Annotated in this window: 14 protein-coding genes; 3 read left to right on the top strand and 11 right to left on the bottom strand. The window is 64.4% G+C overall.

Annotated features, from left to right (window positions below; translation table 11 throughout):
• Window positions 1–61: 61 nt before the first annotated feature.
• The gene (gene plsB / locus IM733_RS13230) at window positions 62–2548 is read right to left on the bottom strand and encodes a glycerol-3-phosphate 1-O-acyltransferase PlsB (protein WP_248917099.1); all 2487 of its coding nucleotides are present in this window, start codon (window positions 2546–2548) and stop codon (window positions 62–64) included.
• Between the two features lie 228 nt (window positions 2549–2776).
• Here plsB and IM733_RS13225 point away from each other — a divergent pair, with 228 nt between their 5' ends.
• Window positions 2777–2986 carry a cold-shock protein gene (locus IM733_RS13225; protein WP_011535295.1) on the top strand — a complete coding sequence of 70 codons (210 nt, stop codon included), beginning with the start codon at window positions 2777–2779 and terminating at the stop codon, window positions 2984–2986.
• 64 nt (window positions 2987–3050) lie between these two features.
• Here IM733_RS13225 and IM733_RS13220 read toward each other — a convergent pair whose 3' ends face one another.
• The 4 genes from IM733_RS13220 to IM733_RS13205 all read right to left on the bottom strand — a co-directional run bounded on the left by IM733_RS13220 (window position 3051) and on the right by IM733_RS13205 (window position 8124).
• The gene (locus IM733_RS13220; protein WP_240065124.1) at window positions 3051–3428 is read right to left on the bottom strand and encodes a hypothetical protein; all 378 of its coding nucleotides are present in this window, start codon (window positions 3426–3428) and stop codon (window positions 3051–3053) included.
• A gap of 17 nt (window positions 3429–3445) precedes the next feature.
• Entirely contained in the window at window positions 3446–4258 is an 813-nt protein-coding gene (locus IM733_RS13215; RefSeq protein WP_248917098.1) for a putative RNA methyltransferase, read from the bottom strand.
• Window positions 4258–5409, bottom strand: a complete 1152-nt coding sequence (gene dapE / locus IM733_RS13210; RefSeq protein WP_248917097.1) for a succinyl-diaminopimelate desuccinylase — start codon at window positions 5407–5409, stop codon at window positions 4258–4260. Before dapE ends, IM733_RS13215 begins: the two co-directional genes overlap by 1 nt.
• Window positions 5410–5532: 123 nt before the next feature.
• Window positions 5533–8124 (bottom strand): glycosyltransferase, encoded by a 2592-nt coding sequence (locus tag IM733_RS13205; protein WP_248917096.1) that lies wholly within the window; start codon window positions 8122–8124, stop codon window positions 5533–5535.
• 241 nt (window positions 8125–8365) lie between these two features.
• Between IM733_RS13205 and tcdA the strand changes: the two genes are divergently transcribed.
• Window positions 8366–9175 carry a tRNA cyclic N6-threonylcarbamoyladenosine(37) synthase TcdA gene (tcdA, locus tag IM733_RS13200; protein ID WP_248917095.1) on the top strand — a complete coding sequence of 270 codons (810 nt, stop codon included), beginning with the start codon at window positions 8366–8368 and terminating at the stop codon, window positions 9173–9175.
• A 155-nt stretch (window positions 9176–9330) separates the two neighbouring features.
• On the opposite strand, the gene IM733_RS13195 is transcribed toward tcdA, so the two are convergent.
• The 4 genes from IM733_RS13195 to IM733_RS13180 form a co-directional block, all read right to left on the bottom strand.
• The gene (locus IM733_RS13195) at window positions 9331–9750 is read right to left on the bottom strand and encodes a SufE family protein (RefSeq protein ID WP_248917094.1); all 420 of its coding nucleotides are present in this window, start codon (window positions 9748–9750) and stop codon (window positions 9331–9333) included.
• Window positions 9747–10952 (bottom strand): cysteine desulfurase, encoded by a 1206-nt coding sequence (locus tag IM733_RS13190; RefSeq protein ID WP_248917093.1) that lies wholly within the window; start codon window positions 10950–10952, stop codon window positions 9747–9749. The genes IM733_RS13195 and IM733_RS13190 overlap by 4 nt, the downstream gene beginning before the upstream one ends.
• 79 nt (window positions 10953–11031) lie before the next feature.
• Window positions 11032–12066 carry a 2,3,4,5-tetrahydropyridine-2,6-dicarboxylate N-succinyltransferase gene (gene dapD, locus IM733_RS13185; protein WP_248917092.1) on the bottom strand — a complete coding sequence of 345 codons (1035 nt, stop codon included), beginning with the start codon at window positions 12064–12066 and terminating at the stop codon, window positions 11032–11034.
• Between the two features lie 41 nt (window positions 12067–12107).
• Window positions 12108–12455 (bottom strand): ArsC family reductase, encoded by a 348-nt coding sequence (locus IM733_RS13180; protein WP_248917091.1) that lies wholly within the window; start codon window positions 12453–12455, stop codon window positions 12108–12110.
• Between the two features lie 269 nt (window positions 12456–12724).
• On the opposite strand from IM733_RS13180, the gene IM733_RS13175 reads away from it, so the two are divergent.
• Window positions 12725–14371, top strand: coding sequence for a Na+/H+ antiporter (locus IM733_RS13175; RefSeq protein WP_248917090.1), 1647 nt, complete (start codon window positions 12725–12727; stop codon window positions 14369–14371).
• On the opposite strand, the gene IM733_RS13170 is transcribed toward IM733_RS13175, so the two are convergent.
• Entirely contained in the window at window positions 14364–15125 is a 762-nt protein-coding gene (locus IM733_RS13170) for a M12 family metallopeptidase (RefSeq protein WP_248917089.1), read from the bottom strand. The genes IM733_RS13175 and IM733_RS13170 overlap by 8 nt on opposite strands.
• A 76-nt stretch (window positions 15126–15201) precedes the next feature.
• Window positions 15202–16395 carry a succinyldiaminopimelate transaminase gene (gene dapC / locus IM733_RS13165; protein WP_248917088.1) on the bottom strand — a complete coding sequence of 398 codons (1194 nt, stop codon included), beginning with the start codon at window positions 16393–16395 and terminating at the stop codon, window positions 15202–15204.
• Between the last annotated feature and the right edge of the window lie 11 nt (window positions 16396–16406).

Here is a 16406-nt window from a genome sequence, read left to right as displayed (position 1 = left end):
ACTGGGGTTGGCTTGTGGCCAACCCCAGGGACTTTAGCGGATTTTAATCCAGCCTGCGGCTTCAGCTGGCCGCAGGCTCCGGAGTTTCGTCACGGTGCAGCGCCACTTGCCGGATGGACAGGCGCAACTCCGCCGACAACACCCGCTTGGCCACACCCTCGGCCAGCTCTGCGAGTTTGTCGTGGTAACCCAGCTTGCCCTCGCCATCGGGTTGCAGCACACCCTCGCGCACCAGGGTCTGGATGAAGTGGCGGAACAGGGTCTTGTCGAAGAACTCTGGTGCGTTCAGCCCATGCAGGATCGACAGGCGCTGGGCCATCATCACGCACAGCTCTTCCAGCGCTTCGGCGCTCAGCGTGTGCTGGCCGTTGTTGAGCAGCAGCGAAGTGGCCATGTAGAAGCGCTGCAGGGTCTGGGTGATGGTGCGGGCCAGCAGGGTAAGCAGGACGAACTGCCGCGAGCTGGGGGCCGGGCGCATGTAGATGTCGTTCTCCTGGCGCAGCAGCCCCTGGCTGACCAGCGCCGCCAGCCACTGGTCGATCACCTCGTCCAGCTGTTCGGGCGTCCAGCGCAGGAACAGTTCGGCCTGCAGGTAGGGGTAAAGCGCGCGCACATACTGGCCCAGCAGGTCGCGGCTCATGCGCGAACTGCTGAGGAAGAAGCTCGCCAGCAGCCCTGGCAGGGCGAAGATGTGCAGGACGTTGTTGCGGTAGTAGGTCATCAGCACCGCGTTGGCTTCGTCCAGGTAGAGGATGCGCCCCATCGCGTCCTTCTGCTCGGCCAGCAGGTCCATGCCCAGCACATGTTTGATCAGGGCTTGGCCGTCGCCGTCGGGCAGGGTGGTGTGCGGCGAATAGGGTACTTGGCGCAGCAAGGCCAGGTACAGGTCGAGCACACGGGTCAGGGCGCGTTCGTCGAGGGCCAGGCGGCTGGTCGACAGCAGGGCCAGGGCCACCAGGTTGACCGGGTTGATCGCCGCCGCTTCGTTCAGGTGGCGGGCAACGGCCTCGCCCAGGCGGGTGGTGGTGTCGTTGAGCCAGGTCGGGCGGAACTGCGGGCCGAGCGCCTGCTCACGCCAACCGGGTTGCTGCTCGTCGAGGAACCCCGCCAGGCGGATCGGCTCGCCGAAGTTGACGTAGACCTGGCCAAAGCGCTGCTTGAGTGCGCCAATGACTTTGAAGATGTCGAAGATCGACTCTTTCTTCTTGCTCGCGCCGCGTAGTTCGCCCAGGTAGGTACGGCCCTCGAGCACTCGCTCATAGCCGATGTACACCGGGACGAAAACAATCGGTGTACGCGAGGAGCGCAGGAAGCTGCGCAGGGTGATCGCCAGCATGCCGGTGCGTGGCTGCAGCATGCGCCCGGTGCGCGAGCGGCCGCCTTCGACGAAGTACTCCACCGGGAAGCCCTTGGTGAAAAGTGTGTGCAGGTACTCGTTGAACACCGCCGTGTACAGCGGGTTGCCTTTGAAGGTGCGGCGCATGAAGAACGCGCCACCCCGGCGCAGCAGCCCACCGATCACCGGCATGTTGAGGTTGATGCCGGCGGCGATGTGCGGGGGCGTCAGGCCGTTGCGGAACAGCAGGTAGGACAGCAGCAGGTAGTCGATATGGCTGCGGTGGCAGGGCACGTAGATCACTTCATGGCCCGGGGCGATACCCTGCACTTGCTCGATGTGGTTGACCTTGATGCCGTCGTAGATCTTGTTCCAGAACCAGCTGAGCACCACTTCGAGGAAGCGGATCGCCGTGTAGGTGTAGTCCGAGGCGATCTCGTTGCCGTAGTGCAGCGCCTTGGCTTCGGCCTTGGCGTAGGGGATCTTCTCGCGTTCGGCTTCGTCGCTGATGGCCTGGCGCACCAGCGGGTCGTGCACCAGGCCCTTGACCAGGTTGCGTCGGTGCGAGATGTCCGGGCCGATCACCGCGGTCTTCAGGTTGCGGAAATGCACGCGCATCACCCGCTGGGCCATGCGCACGGTGCGCTCGTGACCCTTGTTGTGCTCGACCAGCTCGCGCAGGTGAATGGGGGCGGAGAATTGCACGCGGGTCTTGCGCCCCAGGATCAGCACGCTGAGCAGCCGGCGCAGGCGCCCGGTGACCGCCCAGCTGTCGGCGAACAGCAGCTTCCAGGGGCTCGACTCACTGGCGGGGGTCTGGCCCCAGAACACGCTGACTGGGATGATCTGTGCGTCTTCCTCGGCGTGCTGGCTGATGGCCGCGACCAGGCGCTCGAGGGTGGGCGGGGCGCCGCGCTTGTCCTGACGGCCGAGCCAGTCGGGGTCGGGGGTCAGGTAGAAGAACCCGGCGGGCTCCTGCAGCGGGCCGACGGCCACCGGCAGCACCGGGCGCGGCAGCCCTGCTTTGGTGCACTCGTGGTCCACCACGGCCAGGTCGGTGAGCGACGGCGACGAAAGGGCGTAGAACACCGGACGGCTACGGTCGAGCTTGAGCGTCAGCGAGGACTGGTTGATGGTTTCGGAGCGCACCCACAGGTAGAGAACGCGACGCAAGGCGCCGAAGATGAGGCGGCGCAGGGGGGAACGGGTCATGGGGTGGGCCCTGGGTGAGAGTTTCGGTGTTTTCCAGGCCGATAGTCTGCCGTATCTGCGTAAGTTCAGCAAAAATCGGCAAAAATCAGTGCCGTAATCAATTTTTTTTGTTTCGTGTCATATACTCGGCCTGCCGCTTGCAGGATATTCGGGCAAGCTGCGAAGGCCCTGGGTGCTGACCCCTGGCCGGCAAGGCGATCTTCAAAATAAAAAACCGGAGTAGTTCAGATGTCGTCTCGTGAGACTGGGAATGTGAAGTGGTTCAACGATGCCAAGGGTTATGGCTTCATTCAGCGCGAAGGTGGTGCGGATGTGTTCGTCCACTATCGGGCTATCCGTGGTGAGGGGCATCGCACCCTGGTCGAGGGACAGCAGGTTGAATACGCCCTGGTGCAAGGCCAGAAAGGCTTGCAGGCCGAGGACGTGGTAGGGCTCTGAGCCTTAGGCTGCACGCTCAAGCTGCAAGTTGACCGTGGAACTTGCAGCCTGATGCGATCAGCGATCAGTTCGTGCGCCAGGTGATTTCCTGTTCACCGTCGGCGCTGATGCGGATCCAGCGATCGGCATCTTCTTCCCCATCTTCTTCTGCCCAGCTACCAGGCGCGCAACGTACTTCCACGTTCAGTGCGGCATAGGCCGCGCGGGCGCAGGCGATGTCATCGGCCCATGGGGTCTGGTCGCTTTCCAGGTACAGGCTGTTCCATTTCCCCACAGCTTTCGGTAACCAGGTGACCGGAATGTTACCGGCCGTGCATTTGAAGGTCTGGCCTTTCTGCTTCCATTCGCTGCAAGGGCCAAGGGCTTGGGTCAGCCAGTCGGCGATCTGCTTGTGATCGACGTCGGCGTCCTTGAGGTAGATCTCGATATCGGGTTGGCGCATCAGGGGCTCCGGTGTGCTCAGTCTTGGCGCACGAAATAGTCATAGCGCATGGAAACGGTGACCTCGAAGGGCTCGGGTTGATCGATCACCCGTGCACGCTTCTCGGCGCTGGCGCGCCAGCCGTGCGGGGTCATGGCCAGCAGGTCGGCACGGGCCTGGGCTTCAGCCAGGCTCAGGCGGAACTCGAGGGTTTCGCTGTGGGCGTGGACCATGCCGTCGGGGATCAGGGCCAGGTGCTTGTCGTCGGTGTAGGGGCGTACTTCATCGTAGAGTACCTCGCGCAGCTCCATCAGGTGGCCGCTGGTCGGGCCGACCCGCATCAGGCCGCCACCGGGGGCGAGCAGACGCTTGGCCTCCTGCCAGTCGAGCGGGCTGAACACGCTGGCGATGAAGCCGCAGCTGGCGTCGCTCATCGGTACGCGGGCCATGCTCGCCACCATCCAGGTCACCTGCGGGGCGCGGCGGCAGGCACGCTTGACCGCCTCGCGGGAAATATCCAGGGCATAGCCGTCGGCAGCGGGCAGCGCCTGGGCGATCTGCGCGGTGTAGTAGCCTTCGCCGCAGCCGATGTCCAGCCAGGCCCGCGGGGCGCGCTCGGCGGCCAGCTCGGCGAGGCGGCGGGCGACGGGCGCGTAATGGCCGGCGTCGAGGAAGTCACGGCGAGCCTCGACCATGGCTTGGTTGTCGCCCGGGTCGCGGCTGTTCTTGTGCTGCACGGGCAGCAGGTTCAGGTAGCCCTGGCGGGCGCGGTCGAAGCGGTGGCCGGCGGAGCAGGCCACACCGTTGTCGAGGCGCGCCAGGGGCGCCTGGCAGAGAGGGCAGGCGAGCATCAGGCGAGCAACCGCACCAGGGTCTGGTAGTAGATCTCGGTCAGCAGGTCGAGGTCGCTGGCCAGGATGCGTTCGTCCACCTGGTGGATGGTGGCATTGACCGGGCCGAGCTCGACCACCTGGGTGCCCATGGTGGCGATGAAGCGGCCATCGGAGGTGCCACCGCTGGTCGAGGGTTGGGTCTCGCGGCCAGTGACCGCCTTGATGCTCGACGACACTGCATCCAGCAGCTCGCCCGGTTCGGTGAGGAACGGCAGGCCGGACAGCGCCCAGTCGATCGACCACTCCAGCTGGTGCTTGTCGAGGATCGCCGCGACCCGTTGCTGCAGGCCCTCGACGGTCGACTCGGTGGAGAAGCGGAAGTTGAACAGCGCCGTCAGATCGCCCGGCACCACGTTGGTGGCGCCGGTGCCGGAGTTGAGATTGGAGATCTGGAAGCTGGTCGGTGGGAAGAATGCGTTGCCTTCGTCCCAGTGCTCGGCAGCCAGTTCGGCCAGGGCCGGGGCGGCCAGGTGAATCGGGTTGCGAGCCAGGTGCGGGTAGGCCACGTGGCCCTGCTTGCCGCGCACGGTCAGCTTGGCGCCGAGTGAGCCGCGACGGCCGTTCTTGACCACGTCGCCCAGCAGCGTGGTGCTGGAGGGTTCACCGACGATGCACCAGTCAAGGCGCTCGTTGCGCGCCTTGAGCAGCTCGACCACGGCTTTGGTGCCATGGTGGGCCGGGCCTTCCTCGTCACTGGTGATGAGGAAGGCGACCTTGCCGCGATGGTTGGGGTAGTCCTGCACGAACCGCTCGCTGGCCACCACCATCGAGGCCAGGCTGCCCTTCATGTCGGCGGCGCCACGGCCGCAGAGCATGCCATCGTTATCGATCAGCGCCTCGAACGGCTCATGCTGCCATTGCTGCACCGGGCCGGTCGGTACTACGTCGGTGTGGCCAGCGAAGCACAGCACCGGGCCATCCTGGGTGCCATGGGTGGCCCAGAAGTTGTCGACGTCCTCGAAGCGCATGGGTTCGAGCTGGAAGCCGACGGCGCCCAGGCGGTTCATCATTTGAGTCTGGCAGTCGGCGTCGACCGGGGTGACCGAGGGGCGACGGATGAGGTCGCAGGCCAGTTGCAGGGTAGGCGAGAGCTCGGCTGGGGCCGTCATTGCAGGACTCCGGGGCAAGGCAAGGCGAGGAAAACAAAGGGGCGTTATCTTATATCAAACTGACAGGCCAATGGGGCCGCTGTGCGGCCCTTTCGCGACACAAGGCCGCCTCCACAGGCATTCTCAAGCCTGTTGCGTTTCGGCGGCCTTCTCGGCGGGCTTGGGCAACGACGACAGCAATGCCATCACCAACGCTGCCAGGTACGGCAACGACTGCACCAGCAGCATCGCCACCCAGAAGCGCATGTCCGCGCTCGGCAGCCCCTGCACCAGGTAGATCCCCAGCGCCGCGCCCCACAGCATCAACATGATGAACAGCTCTTCGCGGGCCTCGGAGATCGCCACCAGCACACCATGGCTGTCGGCATTCTTCGGGGTGCGGAAGAACGGCATGCTGCTGGTGAAGAACCCATACAACACCGCCTTGGCGATGGTGTGCGACAGCGCCAGCCCCGCCAGCGCCGCGGCGAAGGCATCCTTCAGGTCCACCCCCACCGCGCGGCGGTAGAGGAACAGGATCTTGCCCACCTTGAAGAAGAACAGCGCCAGGGGTGGGATGGCGAACATCATCAGCGGTGGGTCGACCCGGTGCGGCACGATGATCATCGCCGCCGACCACAGCAGCGCCCCCACGGTGAAGAAGATGTTCATGCCGTCGGCGATCCACGGCAGCCAGCCCGCCAGGAAGTGGTAGCGCTGGCCGCGGGTCAGTTCGCTGCCCTTGCCGCGCAGCAGGGCGCCGGCATGGTGCTTGATAATCTGGATGGCGCCATAGGCCCAGCGGAAGCGCTGCTTCTTGAAGTCGATGAAGGTGTCGGGCATCAGGCCCTTGCCGTAGCTGTTGTGGGCATAGGCGGCCGAGAGGCCCTTCTCGAATACCCGCAAGCCCAGCTCGGCGTCCTCGCAGATGCACCACTCGGCCCAGCCCAGCTCTTCGAGCACGGTACGCCGGGTCATGGTCATGGTGCCGTGCTGGATGATCGCGTCACGGTCGTTGCGGGTGACCATGCCGATATGGAAGAAGCCTTTGTACTCGCTGTAGCACAGCTTCTTGAAAGCGCTTTCGTGCTGGTCGCGGTAATCCTGCGGTGACTGCACCACGGCGATCTTCGGGTCGGCGAAGTGCGGCACCATGTGCTTGAGCCAGTTGCGGTCGACGCAGTAGTCCGAGTCGATCACCGCGATCACTTCGGCATCTTTCGCGGTGTGCGGGATCAGGTAGTTCAGCGCGCCGCCCTTGAAACCGGCCAGGGGCGCGACATGGAAGAACTTGAAGCGCTCGCCGAGTTTCTCGCAGTGGGCCTTGAGCGGCTCCCACACGGCCGGGTCCTTGGTGTTGTTGTCGATCACCAGTACTTCGTAGTCCGGGTAGTCAAGCGCGGCAAGTGCGTCCAGGGTCTGTTTCACCATCTCCGGTGGTTCGTTGTAGCACGGCACATGCACCGAGACTTTGGGGCGATAGGCACTGTCGCCCTGCACCGGCAGGAATTCCCTTCGTCGCTTGTGTGTCCACACCGCTTCGGCCAGCTCATGGGCTTCGGTCAGGAGCACGATGAACACCCCGAGGGCGCCCAGCGCCAGCAACACCCCGACCGTCAGGCTGAACCAGGTGCTGTACTGCTGGCTGTAGTCGTAGGCGATCCATACCAGCACCGAACCACACAGGAAGGTGATGAAGGTCAGGAACGTGCGACCGCGCTGGCGCAGGGCCGAGCCATCGATCAGCAGCACGGTCAGGGCGATCATCGCCAGCACCACTGAGGCCACCGCCAGGGCCCGCCACTGCGGGATCGCCACGATCGGGCCTTCGAAGTTGAACTTCTGTTGGCGCGCGGCGTTGAAAACGCCCCAATAGGCGCCCACCGAGCCTTCGTCGCTGGCTTTCCAGGGCTGGTCGTAGGCTTCGATGACGAAGTAGTTGTAACCCCGGCGGTTCAACGTGTTGACCAGGGTGCGCAGGTAGATGGCCTGGTCGGCCTGGGTAGCGTCGGCGCCACCGCGCATGCGGCCGTTGCTGGGCCAGCCGACTTCGGACAGCAGCAGCGGCTTGCGTGGGAACTGCTTGCGCAGCTCGCGGGCGCGGTCGAGGACGAACTGCACCGAATCCTTCATCGGCACGAACTCCCAGTACGGCAGGATGTGCGCGGCGACCAGGTCGACGTGCTTGGCCAGTTCCGGGTGTTCCTTCCAGATGTGCCACTGTTCGCTGGTGGTCACTGGCACCTTGACTGCCGCGCGGACGCGGTCCAGGTAGCCGATAAGCTGTTCGGCGGTGACCTCCTCACGGAACAACGCCTCGTTACCCACCACTACCCGCACGACGCTGCGGGAGGTATTGGCCAGGCCGATGGCTTTTTCGATCTCGCGTTCGTTGCGTTCCAGGTCGTTGCTGATCCAAATCCCCAGGGTGACGCGCAGGCCAAGCTCTTCGGCCAGGCGTGGCACCTCGGCCTGGGTACCTTCGACGGTGTAGATGCGGATGTTGTCGGTCAGCTTGTTCAGTTGCTCGAGGTCCTGACGTATCTCATCCTCGCTGGGGTACTGGCCTTTTTGCGGGCTCTGGCCCAGGCGGAACGGCGAGTAGGAGAAACCGGAGATCTGCTCCGGCCAGGCAGGGGCGGACACCGGGCGGTTGATGAGTGCCCAGAACCCGGTGAACAGCGCGGCGATGGCCAGGACCACCACCAGGTTGAGACCGAATTTACGTGATGACATAGGTGTTGGAGGTTCCGAAGAGTGGAGCGGGGCGGGGCCGTGAGGGCGCAAGTCCTGCACTGCCGAAGCGGGCAATGCGTTGGATTTTCCAAAGAGGATGAAGTTCTGAGCCCGCCGGTTGTCGTCCCTATCGTTTTACTTGATGAGACATTAAAGCAGGCTTGGCAGGACTCTTGCCAACGGCATCCCCTGATCAGGCGGCTTGGCCTATAATGCGCGCCGCATTTTTCGAGGTTGAACCATGAGTACTGAAGATCCACGCTTCGCCGGCGTTGCCCGGCTGTACGGTGACGAGGGCCTGCAACGCCTGCGCCAGGCCCATGTGGCCATCGTCGGTATCGGCGGGGTTGGCTCGTGGGCGGCGGAAGCCATGGCCCGCAGTGGCGTGGGCGAAATCACCCTGTTCGACCTCGATGATGTGTGCGTCAGCAACACCAACCGCCAGGCCCATGCCCTGGAAGGGCAGGTCGGGCGGCCCAAGGTCGAAGCCATGGCCGAGCGGCTGAGGGCGATCAACCCCGCGTGCACGGTGCATGCGGTGGCCGATTTCGTCACCCGCGACACCATGGTCGAGTACATCACCGAAAACCTTGACTGTGTGATCGACTGCATCGACAGCGTGATGGCCAAGGCCGCGCTGATCGCCTGGTGCCGCCGACGCAAGATCGCCATTGTCACCACCGGAGGTGCGGGTGGGCAGATCGACCCGACCCAGATCCAGATCGGCGATCTCAACAAGACCTTCAACGACCCGCTGGCCTCGCGGGTGCGCTCGACCCTGCGCCGCGACTACAACTTCTCGCGCAATACCAGCCGTAACTATGGCGTGCCGTGCGTGTTCTCCAGCGAGCAGCTGCGTTATCCCAAGGGGGATGGCAGTGTCTGCCTGCAGAAGAGTTTCGTGGGCGAGGGCGTGCGGTTGGACTGCGCGGGCGGGTTTGGTGCGGTGATGATGGTGACGGCGACCTTCGGCATGGTGGCCGCGAGCAAGGCAGTGGAGAAGCTTGTGGCGGGCGCACGGCGGCCGTCGGAGCGGGCCAAGGCTGATTGAGTCATTGCGGGACTATGCCGTGCCGGTTTACGAGGCCGGTTGGAGCGGCTTCCGCCGCGATCACCCGCGAAGCGGGTGCCATGCACCGCGATGCCTGCATCGCGGCTGAAGCCGCTCCTACCGGATTCGTGACAAATCAATGGGGCATGTGTTTTTCATGGGGTCGGGCTGCGTGTCGCCAGGTCGGCCATGCGCTGCAATACGGCATGCAGCCCATTGCTGCGCGACGGTGAAAGTTGCCGCTCCAGCCCCAATTGGGCAAACCAGCCAGCAATATCCAGCTCCGTCAGCTGTGCGCTGTCCATTCCTTGAACCCGTGACAGCAACAACGCCAGCAACCCTCGCAGCAGTCGTGCGTCACTGCCGGCCTTGAACCGCCACTGGCCGTTTTCGTGCATTGCCACAAGCCAAACCAGGCTTTCGCAGCCATGTACTCGGTTGGCATCGACCTTTTCGCTGTCGTCCAGCGGCTCCAGCCGATCCCCCCACTGCATCAGCAGCCGTGCCCGCTGCTCCCAGCCCCGCGCCTGCTCGAAGCTTTCCAGCGCCTGGCCGGCCTCGACCGAAAGACTCATCGCAGCAGCTCCAGGCCCTGGTCGAGCGCCTCGAAGAAACGCTGCAGATCGTCGCTGTCGCTGTACAGCCCGAGCGACACACGAATGGCCCCGTCCAGCCCCAGGCTTCTGAGCAATGGCATGGCGCAGTGATGCCCGGCGCGCACGGCGATCCCTTGTTCGGTCAGCAAGTGGGCGATGTCGGCATTGTGCACGCCCTCGACGACAAAGCTGGCCAGAGCTGCCTGGGGGGAGCCAAGTACCTGAATACCGTCACGGTCGGCCAACCCTCGCAACAGATGTTGATGCAGGCTGGCTTCATGGGCGGCAACCGCATTGGCGTCGAGACTGGCCAGGTAATCCAAGGTGGCGCCCAGGCCGATGACGCCGGCGATAGGCGGTGTACCTGCCTCGAAGCCCAACGGCGCCGGGCGGAAGCTGGCGCCCTGGTAGTCTGCCAACTGGACCATTTCCCCGCCGAACTGCCAATGGCGTAGCAGCTCCAGCGCCTGTTGGCGGCCGTACAGCACGCCGACACCGTCCGGGCCATAGAGCTTGTGGCTGGAGAATACGTAGAAATCGCAATCCAGCTGCTGCATATCATGGCGACCATGGACCACACCCTGGGCGCCATCGACGACGCTCAATGCGCCCTGGGCGCGGGCATGTGCCAGAAGCGGTGCCAGTGGTTGCCAGGTGCCCAGTACGTTGGACAGCTGGCTGATCGCAAGCAGTCGGGTACGGGGACCGATCAGTTGCAGGGCTTGCTCCAGGTCGACGTATCCTTGGTCGGTCACCGGCAGAACAACCAGGCGCAGGTTGCGCCGATGCGCCAGTTGTTGCCAGGGCAGCAGGTTGGCGTGGTGTTCCAGCGCACTGACGGCAATCTCGTCACCCGCCTCGAAGCGATGCTCCAGGCCATAAGCCAGCAGGTTCAAGGCCGAGGTGGCGCCGTGGGTGAAGATGATCTGCCGCGTGTCCGCTACATTGAGCCAGGCGGCAACCTTCTCGCGAGTGCCTTCGAACGCCTGGGTGGCCAGGGCACCCGGCAAGTGCTGCGCGCGATGCACGTTGGCAGCGCCATGACCGTAGTAATGGTTCAGTGCATCGAGCAGGGCCTGGGGCTTCTGCGTGGTGGCGGCACTGTCCAGGTAGGTCTGGTGCTGCCGTTGCAGGGCGGCGATGGCGGGGAAGTCGGCACGCCAGGGGGAGGGCTGGAACATGTTTGCGGGGGCCTGGAATGAAAAATCGGGTCTGCCTGGAGAGGCAGACCCGATCTTATCACTTCGAACAGGCAGGTTCTCAGTTGTGGGCGTGCAGCGCTTCGTTCAGCTCGATGGCCGACTTGTGGGTCTTGCACTCCACCGCGCCGTTGAGCGAGTTGCGGCGGAACAGCAGGTCGGTCTGGCCGGCCAGGTCACGGGCCTTGACCACCTTGACCAGCTGGTTGTTCTCGTCCAGCAGGTTCACCTTGGTGCCGGCGGTGATGTACAGGCCCGCTTCCACGGTGTTGCGGTCGCCCAGAGGGATGCCGATACCGGCATTGGCGCCGATCAGGCAGCCTTCGCCGACCTTGATGACGATGTTGCCGCCACCGGACAGGGTGCCCATGGTCGAGCAGCCGCCACCCAAGTCCGAGCCTTTGCCGACGAATACGCCTGCGGAGACGCGGCCTTCGATCATGCCTGGGCCTTCGGTGCCGGCGTTAAAGTTGACGAAGCCTTCGTGCATGATGGTGGTGCCTTCGCCGATGTAGGCGCCCAGGCGCACGCGGGCGGTGTCGGCGATACGCACGCCGGCTGGCACCACGTAGTCGGTCATCTTCGGGAATTTGTCCACCGAGAACACTTCCAGCAGCTCGCCTTTCAGGCGTGCTTCCAGTTGCAGCTCGGCCAGTTCGGCCAGGTCGATAGCGCCCTGGTTGGTCCAGGCGACGTTGGGCAGCAGCGGGAAGATGCCGGCCAGCGAGACGCCGTGCGGTTTGACCAGGCGGTGCGACAGCAGGTGCAACTTGAGGTAGGCCTCGGGGGTGGAGGCCAGGGCGCCGTCTTCGGCCAGAAGAGTGGCGACCAGCGGCTTGTGGCTTTCGGCCAAGCGAGTCAGCAAGGCGGCTTGAGCGCTATCGATACCCTTGAGCGCTTCGGCCAGCTGTGCGGCCTGGGCGGTGGTAAAGGCGATGGCCTGGTTGCCACCTTCGTAACCGAGGATCGGCGCGATGGCGGTGACCAGCTCGGCGGACGGCTTGAGCACCGGCTGTGCGTAGAAGACTTCCAGCCAGGCGCCCTGGCGGTTCAGGGTGCCAACACCGAAGGCCAGGCTGAACAGGGAATGAGACATGCAGTTACCTCGTGCGAAAAGGGGATGGAGCGTAATGCGGGTCAGGCCAGCGCCGCGGCGTACAGGTCGGGCTTGAAGCCGACGAGCGTGCGGTTGCCGAGGTCCAGTACCGGGCGTTTGATCATCGACGGCTGGGCGAGCATCAGCTCGACGGCCTTCGCTTGGTCGAGATCAGCCTTGCTGGCGTCGTCCAGCTTGCGGAAGGTGGTGCCGGCGCGGTTCAGTACGACTTCCCAGCCGTGCTCGGTGCACCAGCGATTCAGGCTGTCGCGGTCGATGCCCTGGGTCTTGTAATCGTGGAATTCGAAGCCGATGGCCTTGTCTTCAAGCCAGGTGCGGGCTTTTTTCATGGTGTCGCAGGCTTTGATGCCGTAGAGAGTGTAAGCCATTGAATGCCTGGGGCTGTGGACAGCCCGGTACTCCTTTAAGAGGGGATGGGGCCGATTATGCGGTATCGATGGGGTTGGCGCCACGGCCACGGGCTCGAAGTCAAGGGCAATATGTGTCACCGCTTCTTGCGAATCATTGTGTTACATATTCACGAGCGAGCTGCGACTATCGTGCAGCGGCCTACGATAGACGCTCCCCGCTAACATATTGTTTCAATCGCGCTGTTGCGCCCCGCTGTCGATTCCCCGCTCAAACAGGAAGCTCGCCGATGCAGTCAGCCTATACCGTTCTTATCCTGCTGATGCTGGTGAGCGTTTCGAAACTGGTGGGGCGCGTGCTGCCGCTGCCACTGCCGCTGGTGCAGATCGGCGCCGGTGCCTTGCTGGCCTGGCCGACCCTGGGGCTGCATGTGGCGCTGGACCCAGAGTTGTTCCTGTTCCTGTTCCTGCCGCCACTGCTGTTCGCCGATGGCTGGCGCATGCCCAAGCGTGAGCTGTGGCGCATCCGCGGGCCGGTAGTGGCATTGGCGGTGGGGTTGGTGCTGTTCACCGTGGTCGGGGCCGGTTACTTCATTCATTGGCTGCTGCCAGCCATTCCGTTGCCGGTGGCTTTTGCGCTGGCGGCGGTGCTTTCGCCCACCGATGCCGTGGCCGTGTCGGCCATTACCCAGGACCGTCTGCCCACGCCGTTGATGCACATGCTGCAGGGCGAAGCATTGATGAATGACGCTTCAGGCCTGGTGACATTCAAGTTTGCCTTGGTGGCGGCGATTACCGGCGTGTTCTCGTTGGCCGAAGCGAGCCTCGCCTTCGTGCTCGTCGCCCTTGGCGGCTTGGCGGTGGGCGTGGCGCTCAGTTGGTTGGTCGGGCGCCTGCGGATGTGGATGATCGCCCGTGGCTGGGACGACCCGGCGACCCATGTGGTGTTCATGCTGTTGTTACCGTTTGCGGCCTACGTGCTGGCCGAGCGCCTGGGCGTCTCGGGCATCCTCTCGGCTGTGGCTGCCGGCATGATGCAGAGCTGGCTCGACTTGCTGCCGCGCCAGACCAGTACCCGCCTGCTCAACCGCAGCGTCTGGTCGCTGTTGGAGTTCGCCTTCAACGGTTTGATCTTCCTGTTGCTCGGCCTGCAACTGCCGGACATCGTCAAGGCGGTGGTCAGCGACGAGGCCGCAGTCTGGCCGACCCTGGCCTGGCGCTGCCTGGACGTTGTGGCGATCTTCGCCGCGCTGGTGCTGTTGCGTTTCATCTGGGTGCAGAGCATCTGGCGGGCGATCGGCGTGGTGCGCCGCTGGCGCGGCAAGCCCGCGCTGGTTCTGATGCCGACCGCCCGGTCCTGCTGGTTGCTGACCCTGGGTGGCGTACGGGGTGCGGTAACCCTGGCGGGTGTGATGTCGGTGCCTTTGCTGATGGGGGCGGGCAAGGCATTTCCTGAGCGTGATCTGCTGATCTTCATTGCCGCCGGGGTGATCCTGCTGTCGCTGATCAGCGCCGTCATCGCCTTGCCGATCTTGTTGCGCGGCGTCACCAAGAGCCCGGATGAACGGCTGCGCCAGGAGGTCCAGGAAGCCTGGCGGCGCACGGCCGAGGCGGCCATCCACGCCCTCGAGGCTGAGGAAGTGACCGACGCAGGCGCACCACAGGATGCGGCGCAGGCGACCCTGGCCATCGAACTCAAAGCCCGGTTGATGGCCGAGTATCGGGATGAGCTGGACAGCTACAATGACACCGCCGAAGCCCGCGCGCTGGCTGAGCAGATGGACTTGCTGGAGCGTCGCTTGCGCCTGCGAGCGCTGCGGGCCCAGCGCCTGGAGCTGTACAGCCTGCATCGCCAGCATCAGGTGGGCGATGAAGTGGTGCGCCAGGTACTGGGCGAGCTGGACATGAGTGAGGCGAATCTGGGGCAGGTCAGGTAGCTGCCTGGGAGGCGTTGTTCGGGTAAGGGTAGGCCAGGCGCATGAAGGCCAGATCCTTTTCACTCAAGCGGCTGTTCAGCCCAATTTCCCAGTCACCGTAAGTGAACGCTTGGGGAACCGGGTAATGCATGACCGAGCCAGGGTCGTACTGGGTCTTCACCAGGCCGATGTCAGTGCGCCTGGCGATCATTTCGTCCATCACCTGCTGGCGTGTCCAGCCTTGCTCCGTAACGGCCGCGTGCACAACTGCCTCCACGTTCCATGGAATGCTGGCATCGGGGTGCTGGTGTTCGTGCTCAGCCCCTAGGGCATGGCCGAATTCGTGCAGGACAACGTGCTCGAAGGCGGCATCACCGGGCTCGACGTTGAGGTTCATGGTCTCGGCGGGCATGGCCAGTGCGTCGGTCCCGGCGCAGGACTCATTGCGTGGCAGCGCCCTGCCGGTGCGCACCCTGATCTGTGCCTGCGGGTCATTGTCCTGGCTCAGGGCCAGTGCCAGGTTGGCGCCCGAGCGCAACAACCAGTTCGAAGCAGTCCTGAAGATTTCCGACTTCAGGGTGTCATCGGGGTTGCCGAGGAACGACACCTCCAGCACACGGCCAGGGCGCCAAAGTTTGCCGGTGATGGCCAGGGCACGTTTTTGTCGGCCGCCGAAGCGCCTGGCTGCGTTGCCAGGGTTCTCCAGTAGTGCCATCTGCTCGGCGAGATGTGGGTCGGCAGGCTTCAGACGGTGGGAAAAGATCAGTTGAGGCATGGGAAAAACTCCGTGGTTTGAAACCCGGAGTTTTCCTCTGCTGGCGTGCCTGTGTGCGGTAGATAGTGCTGCCGTGTCAGCGGCTCAGGAAGGCACGAATTCGCTCGGCCGCCTCGATGCATTCGGTCAACGGTGCGACCAAAGCCATGCGCACGCGCCCGGCCCCCGGATTGACGCCATCCACCTCGCGCGACAGGTACGAGCCCGGTACCACGGTCACGTGCTGCGCTTCGAACAGGTCGCGGGTGAAGTCAGCGTCGTTGCCCGGCACCTTGGCCCACAGGTAGAAGCTGCCATCGGGGCGCTGCACGTCCAGCACCGGCTGCAGGATGTCGAGCACCGCATCGTACTTGGCGCGGTACTGGTCTCGGTTGTCGCGTACATGGCCCTCGTCCTGCCAGGCGGCGATGCTGGCCAGCTGCGTTTGCACCGGCATGGCGCAGCCGTGGTAGGTGCGGTACAGCAGGAACGGCTTGATGATCTCGGCGTCACCGGCGACGAAGCCCGAGCGCAGGCCTGGCAGGTTGGAGCGCTTGGACAGGCTGTGGAACACCACGCAGCGCTTGAAGTCGCTGCGCCCAAGCTCGGCGCAGGCGGTGAGCAGGCCTGGTGGTGGGGCGTCCTCGTTGAAGTAGAGTTCGCTGTAGCACTCATCGGAGGCGATGACGAAGTCGTGCTCGTCGGCCAGGGCGATCAGTTTTTTCAGCGTTTCCATCGGCACCAGCGCGCCGGTGGGGTTGCCGGGTGAGCACAGGAACAGGATCTGGCAGCGCTTCCAGACATCGGCCGGCACGGCATCGAAGTCGGGGTTGAAGCCATTGCTTTCCAGGCAGGGCAGGTAGTGCGGGGTGGCGCCGGCCAGCAGGGCCGCGCCTTCGTAGATCTGGTAGAACGGGTTGGGGCTGACCACCAGGCCATCGTCCGCGCGGTTGACCACGGCCTGGGTGAAGGCGAACAGGGCCTCGCGGGTGCCGTTCACCGGCAGGATGTGGCGGTCGGCATCCAGCCAGCCAGCCGGCACCTTGAAGCGGCGCTCGCACCACTGGCCGATGGCCTGGCGCAGGGCTGGCAGGCCGAGGGTGCTGGGATAGACCGCCAGCTTGTCGAGGTTATCGGCCAAGGCCTTGGCGACGAACGCCGGCGATTCGTGCTTCGGCTCGCCGATCGACAGGGCGATGGCGCGTTTGTCCGCCGCAGGCTTCACGCTACCGAGCAGGGCGCGCAGTTTCTCGAACGGGTAGGGCTGAAGCTGGGTCAAGGCATGGTTCATCGGCGCAAGGT

It is taken from the genome of Pseudomonas entomophila (genome assembly GCF_023277925.1).
In the GTDB taxonomy this organism is placed as follows: Bacteria; Pseudomonadota; Gammaproteobacteria; order Pseudomonadales; family Pseudomonadaceae; genus Aquipseudomonas; species Aquipseudomonas entomophila_D.
Note: the sequence above shows the minus strand (reverse complement) of the source record. Positions and strands in the feature narration are given on the sequence as shown.

Excerpts from the sequence above, each read along its gene's own strand:
- plsB (WP_248917099.1), bottom strand. The coding sequence starts at position 2,548 with ATGACCCGTTCCCCCCTGCGCCGCCTCATCTTCGGCGCCTTGCGTCGC.
- IM733_RS13225 (WP_011535295.1), top strand. The coding sequence starts at position 2,777 with ATGTCGTCTCGTGAGACTGGGAATGTGAAGTGGTTCAACGATGCCAAG.
- IM733_RS13220 (WP_240065124.1), bottom strand. The coding sequence starts at position 3,428 with ATGCGCCAACCCGATATCGAGATCTACCTCAAGGACGCCGACGTCGAT.
- IM733_RS13215 (WP_248917098.1), bottom strand. The coding sequence starts at position 4,258 with ATGCTCGCCTGCCCTCTCTGCCAGGCGCCCCTGGCGCGCCTCGACAAC.
- dapE (WP_248917097.1), bottom strand. The coding sequence starts at position 5,409 with ATGACGGCCCCAGCCGAGCTCTCGCCTACCCTGCAACTGGCCTGCGAC.
- IM733_RS13205 (WP_248917096.1), bottom strand. The coding sequence starts at position 8,124 with ATGTCATCACGTAAATTCGGTCTCAACCTGGTGGTGGTCCTGGCCATC.
- tcdA (WP_248917095.1), top strand. The coding sequence starts at position 8,366 with ATGAGTACTGAAGATCCACGCTTCGCCGGCGTTGCCCGGCTGTACGGT.
- IM733_RS13195 (WP_248917094.1), bottom strand. The coding sequence starts at position 9,750 with ATGAGTCTTTCGGTCGAGGCCGGCCAGGCGCTGGAAAGCTTCGAGCAG.
- IM733_RS13190 (WP_248917093.1), bottom strand. The coding sequence starts at position 10,952 with ATGTTCCAGCCCTCCCCCTGGCGTGCCGACTTCCCCGCCATCGCCGCC.
- dapD (WP_248917092.1), bottom strand. The coding sequence starts at position 12,066 with ATGTCTCATTCCCTGTTCAGCCTGGCCTTCGGTGTTGGCACCCTGAAC.
- IM733_RS13180 (WP_248917091.1), bottom strand. The coding sequence starts at position 12,455 with ATGGCTTACACTCTCTACGGCATCAAAGCCTGCGACACCATGAAAAAA.
- IM733_RS13175 (WP_248917090.1), top strand. The coding sequence starts at position 12,725 with ATGCAGTCAGCCTATACCGTTCTTATCCTGCTGATGCTGGTGAGCGTT.
- IM733_RS13170 (WP_248917089.1), bottom strand. The coding sequence starts at position 15,125 with ATGCCTCAACTGATCTTTTCCCACCGTCTGAAGCCTGCCGACCCACAT.
- dapC (WP_248917088.1), bottom strand. The coding sequence starts at position 16,395 with ATGAACCATGCCTTGACCCAGCTTCAGCCCTACCCGTTCGAGAAACTG.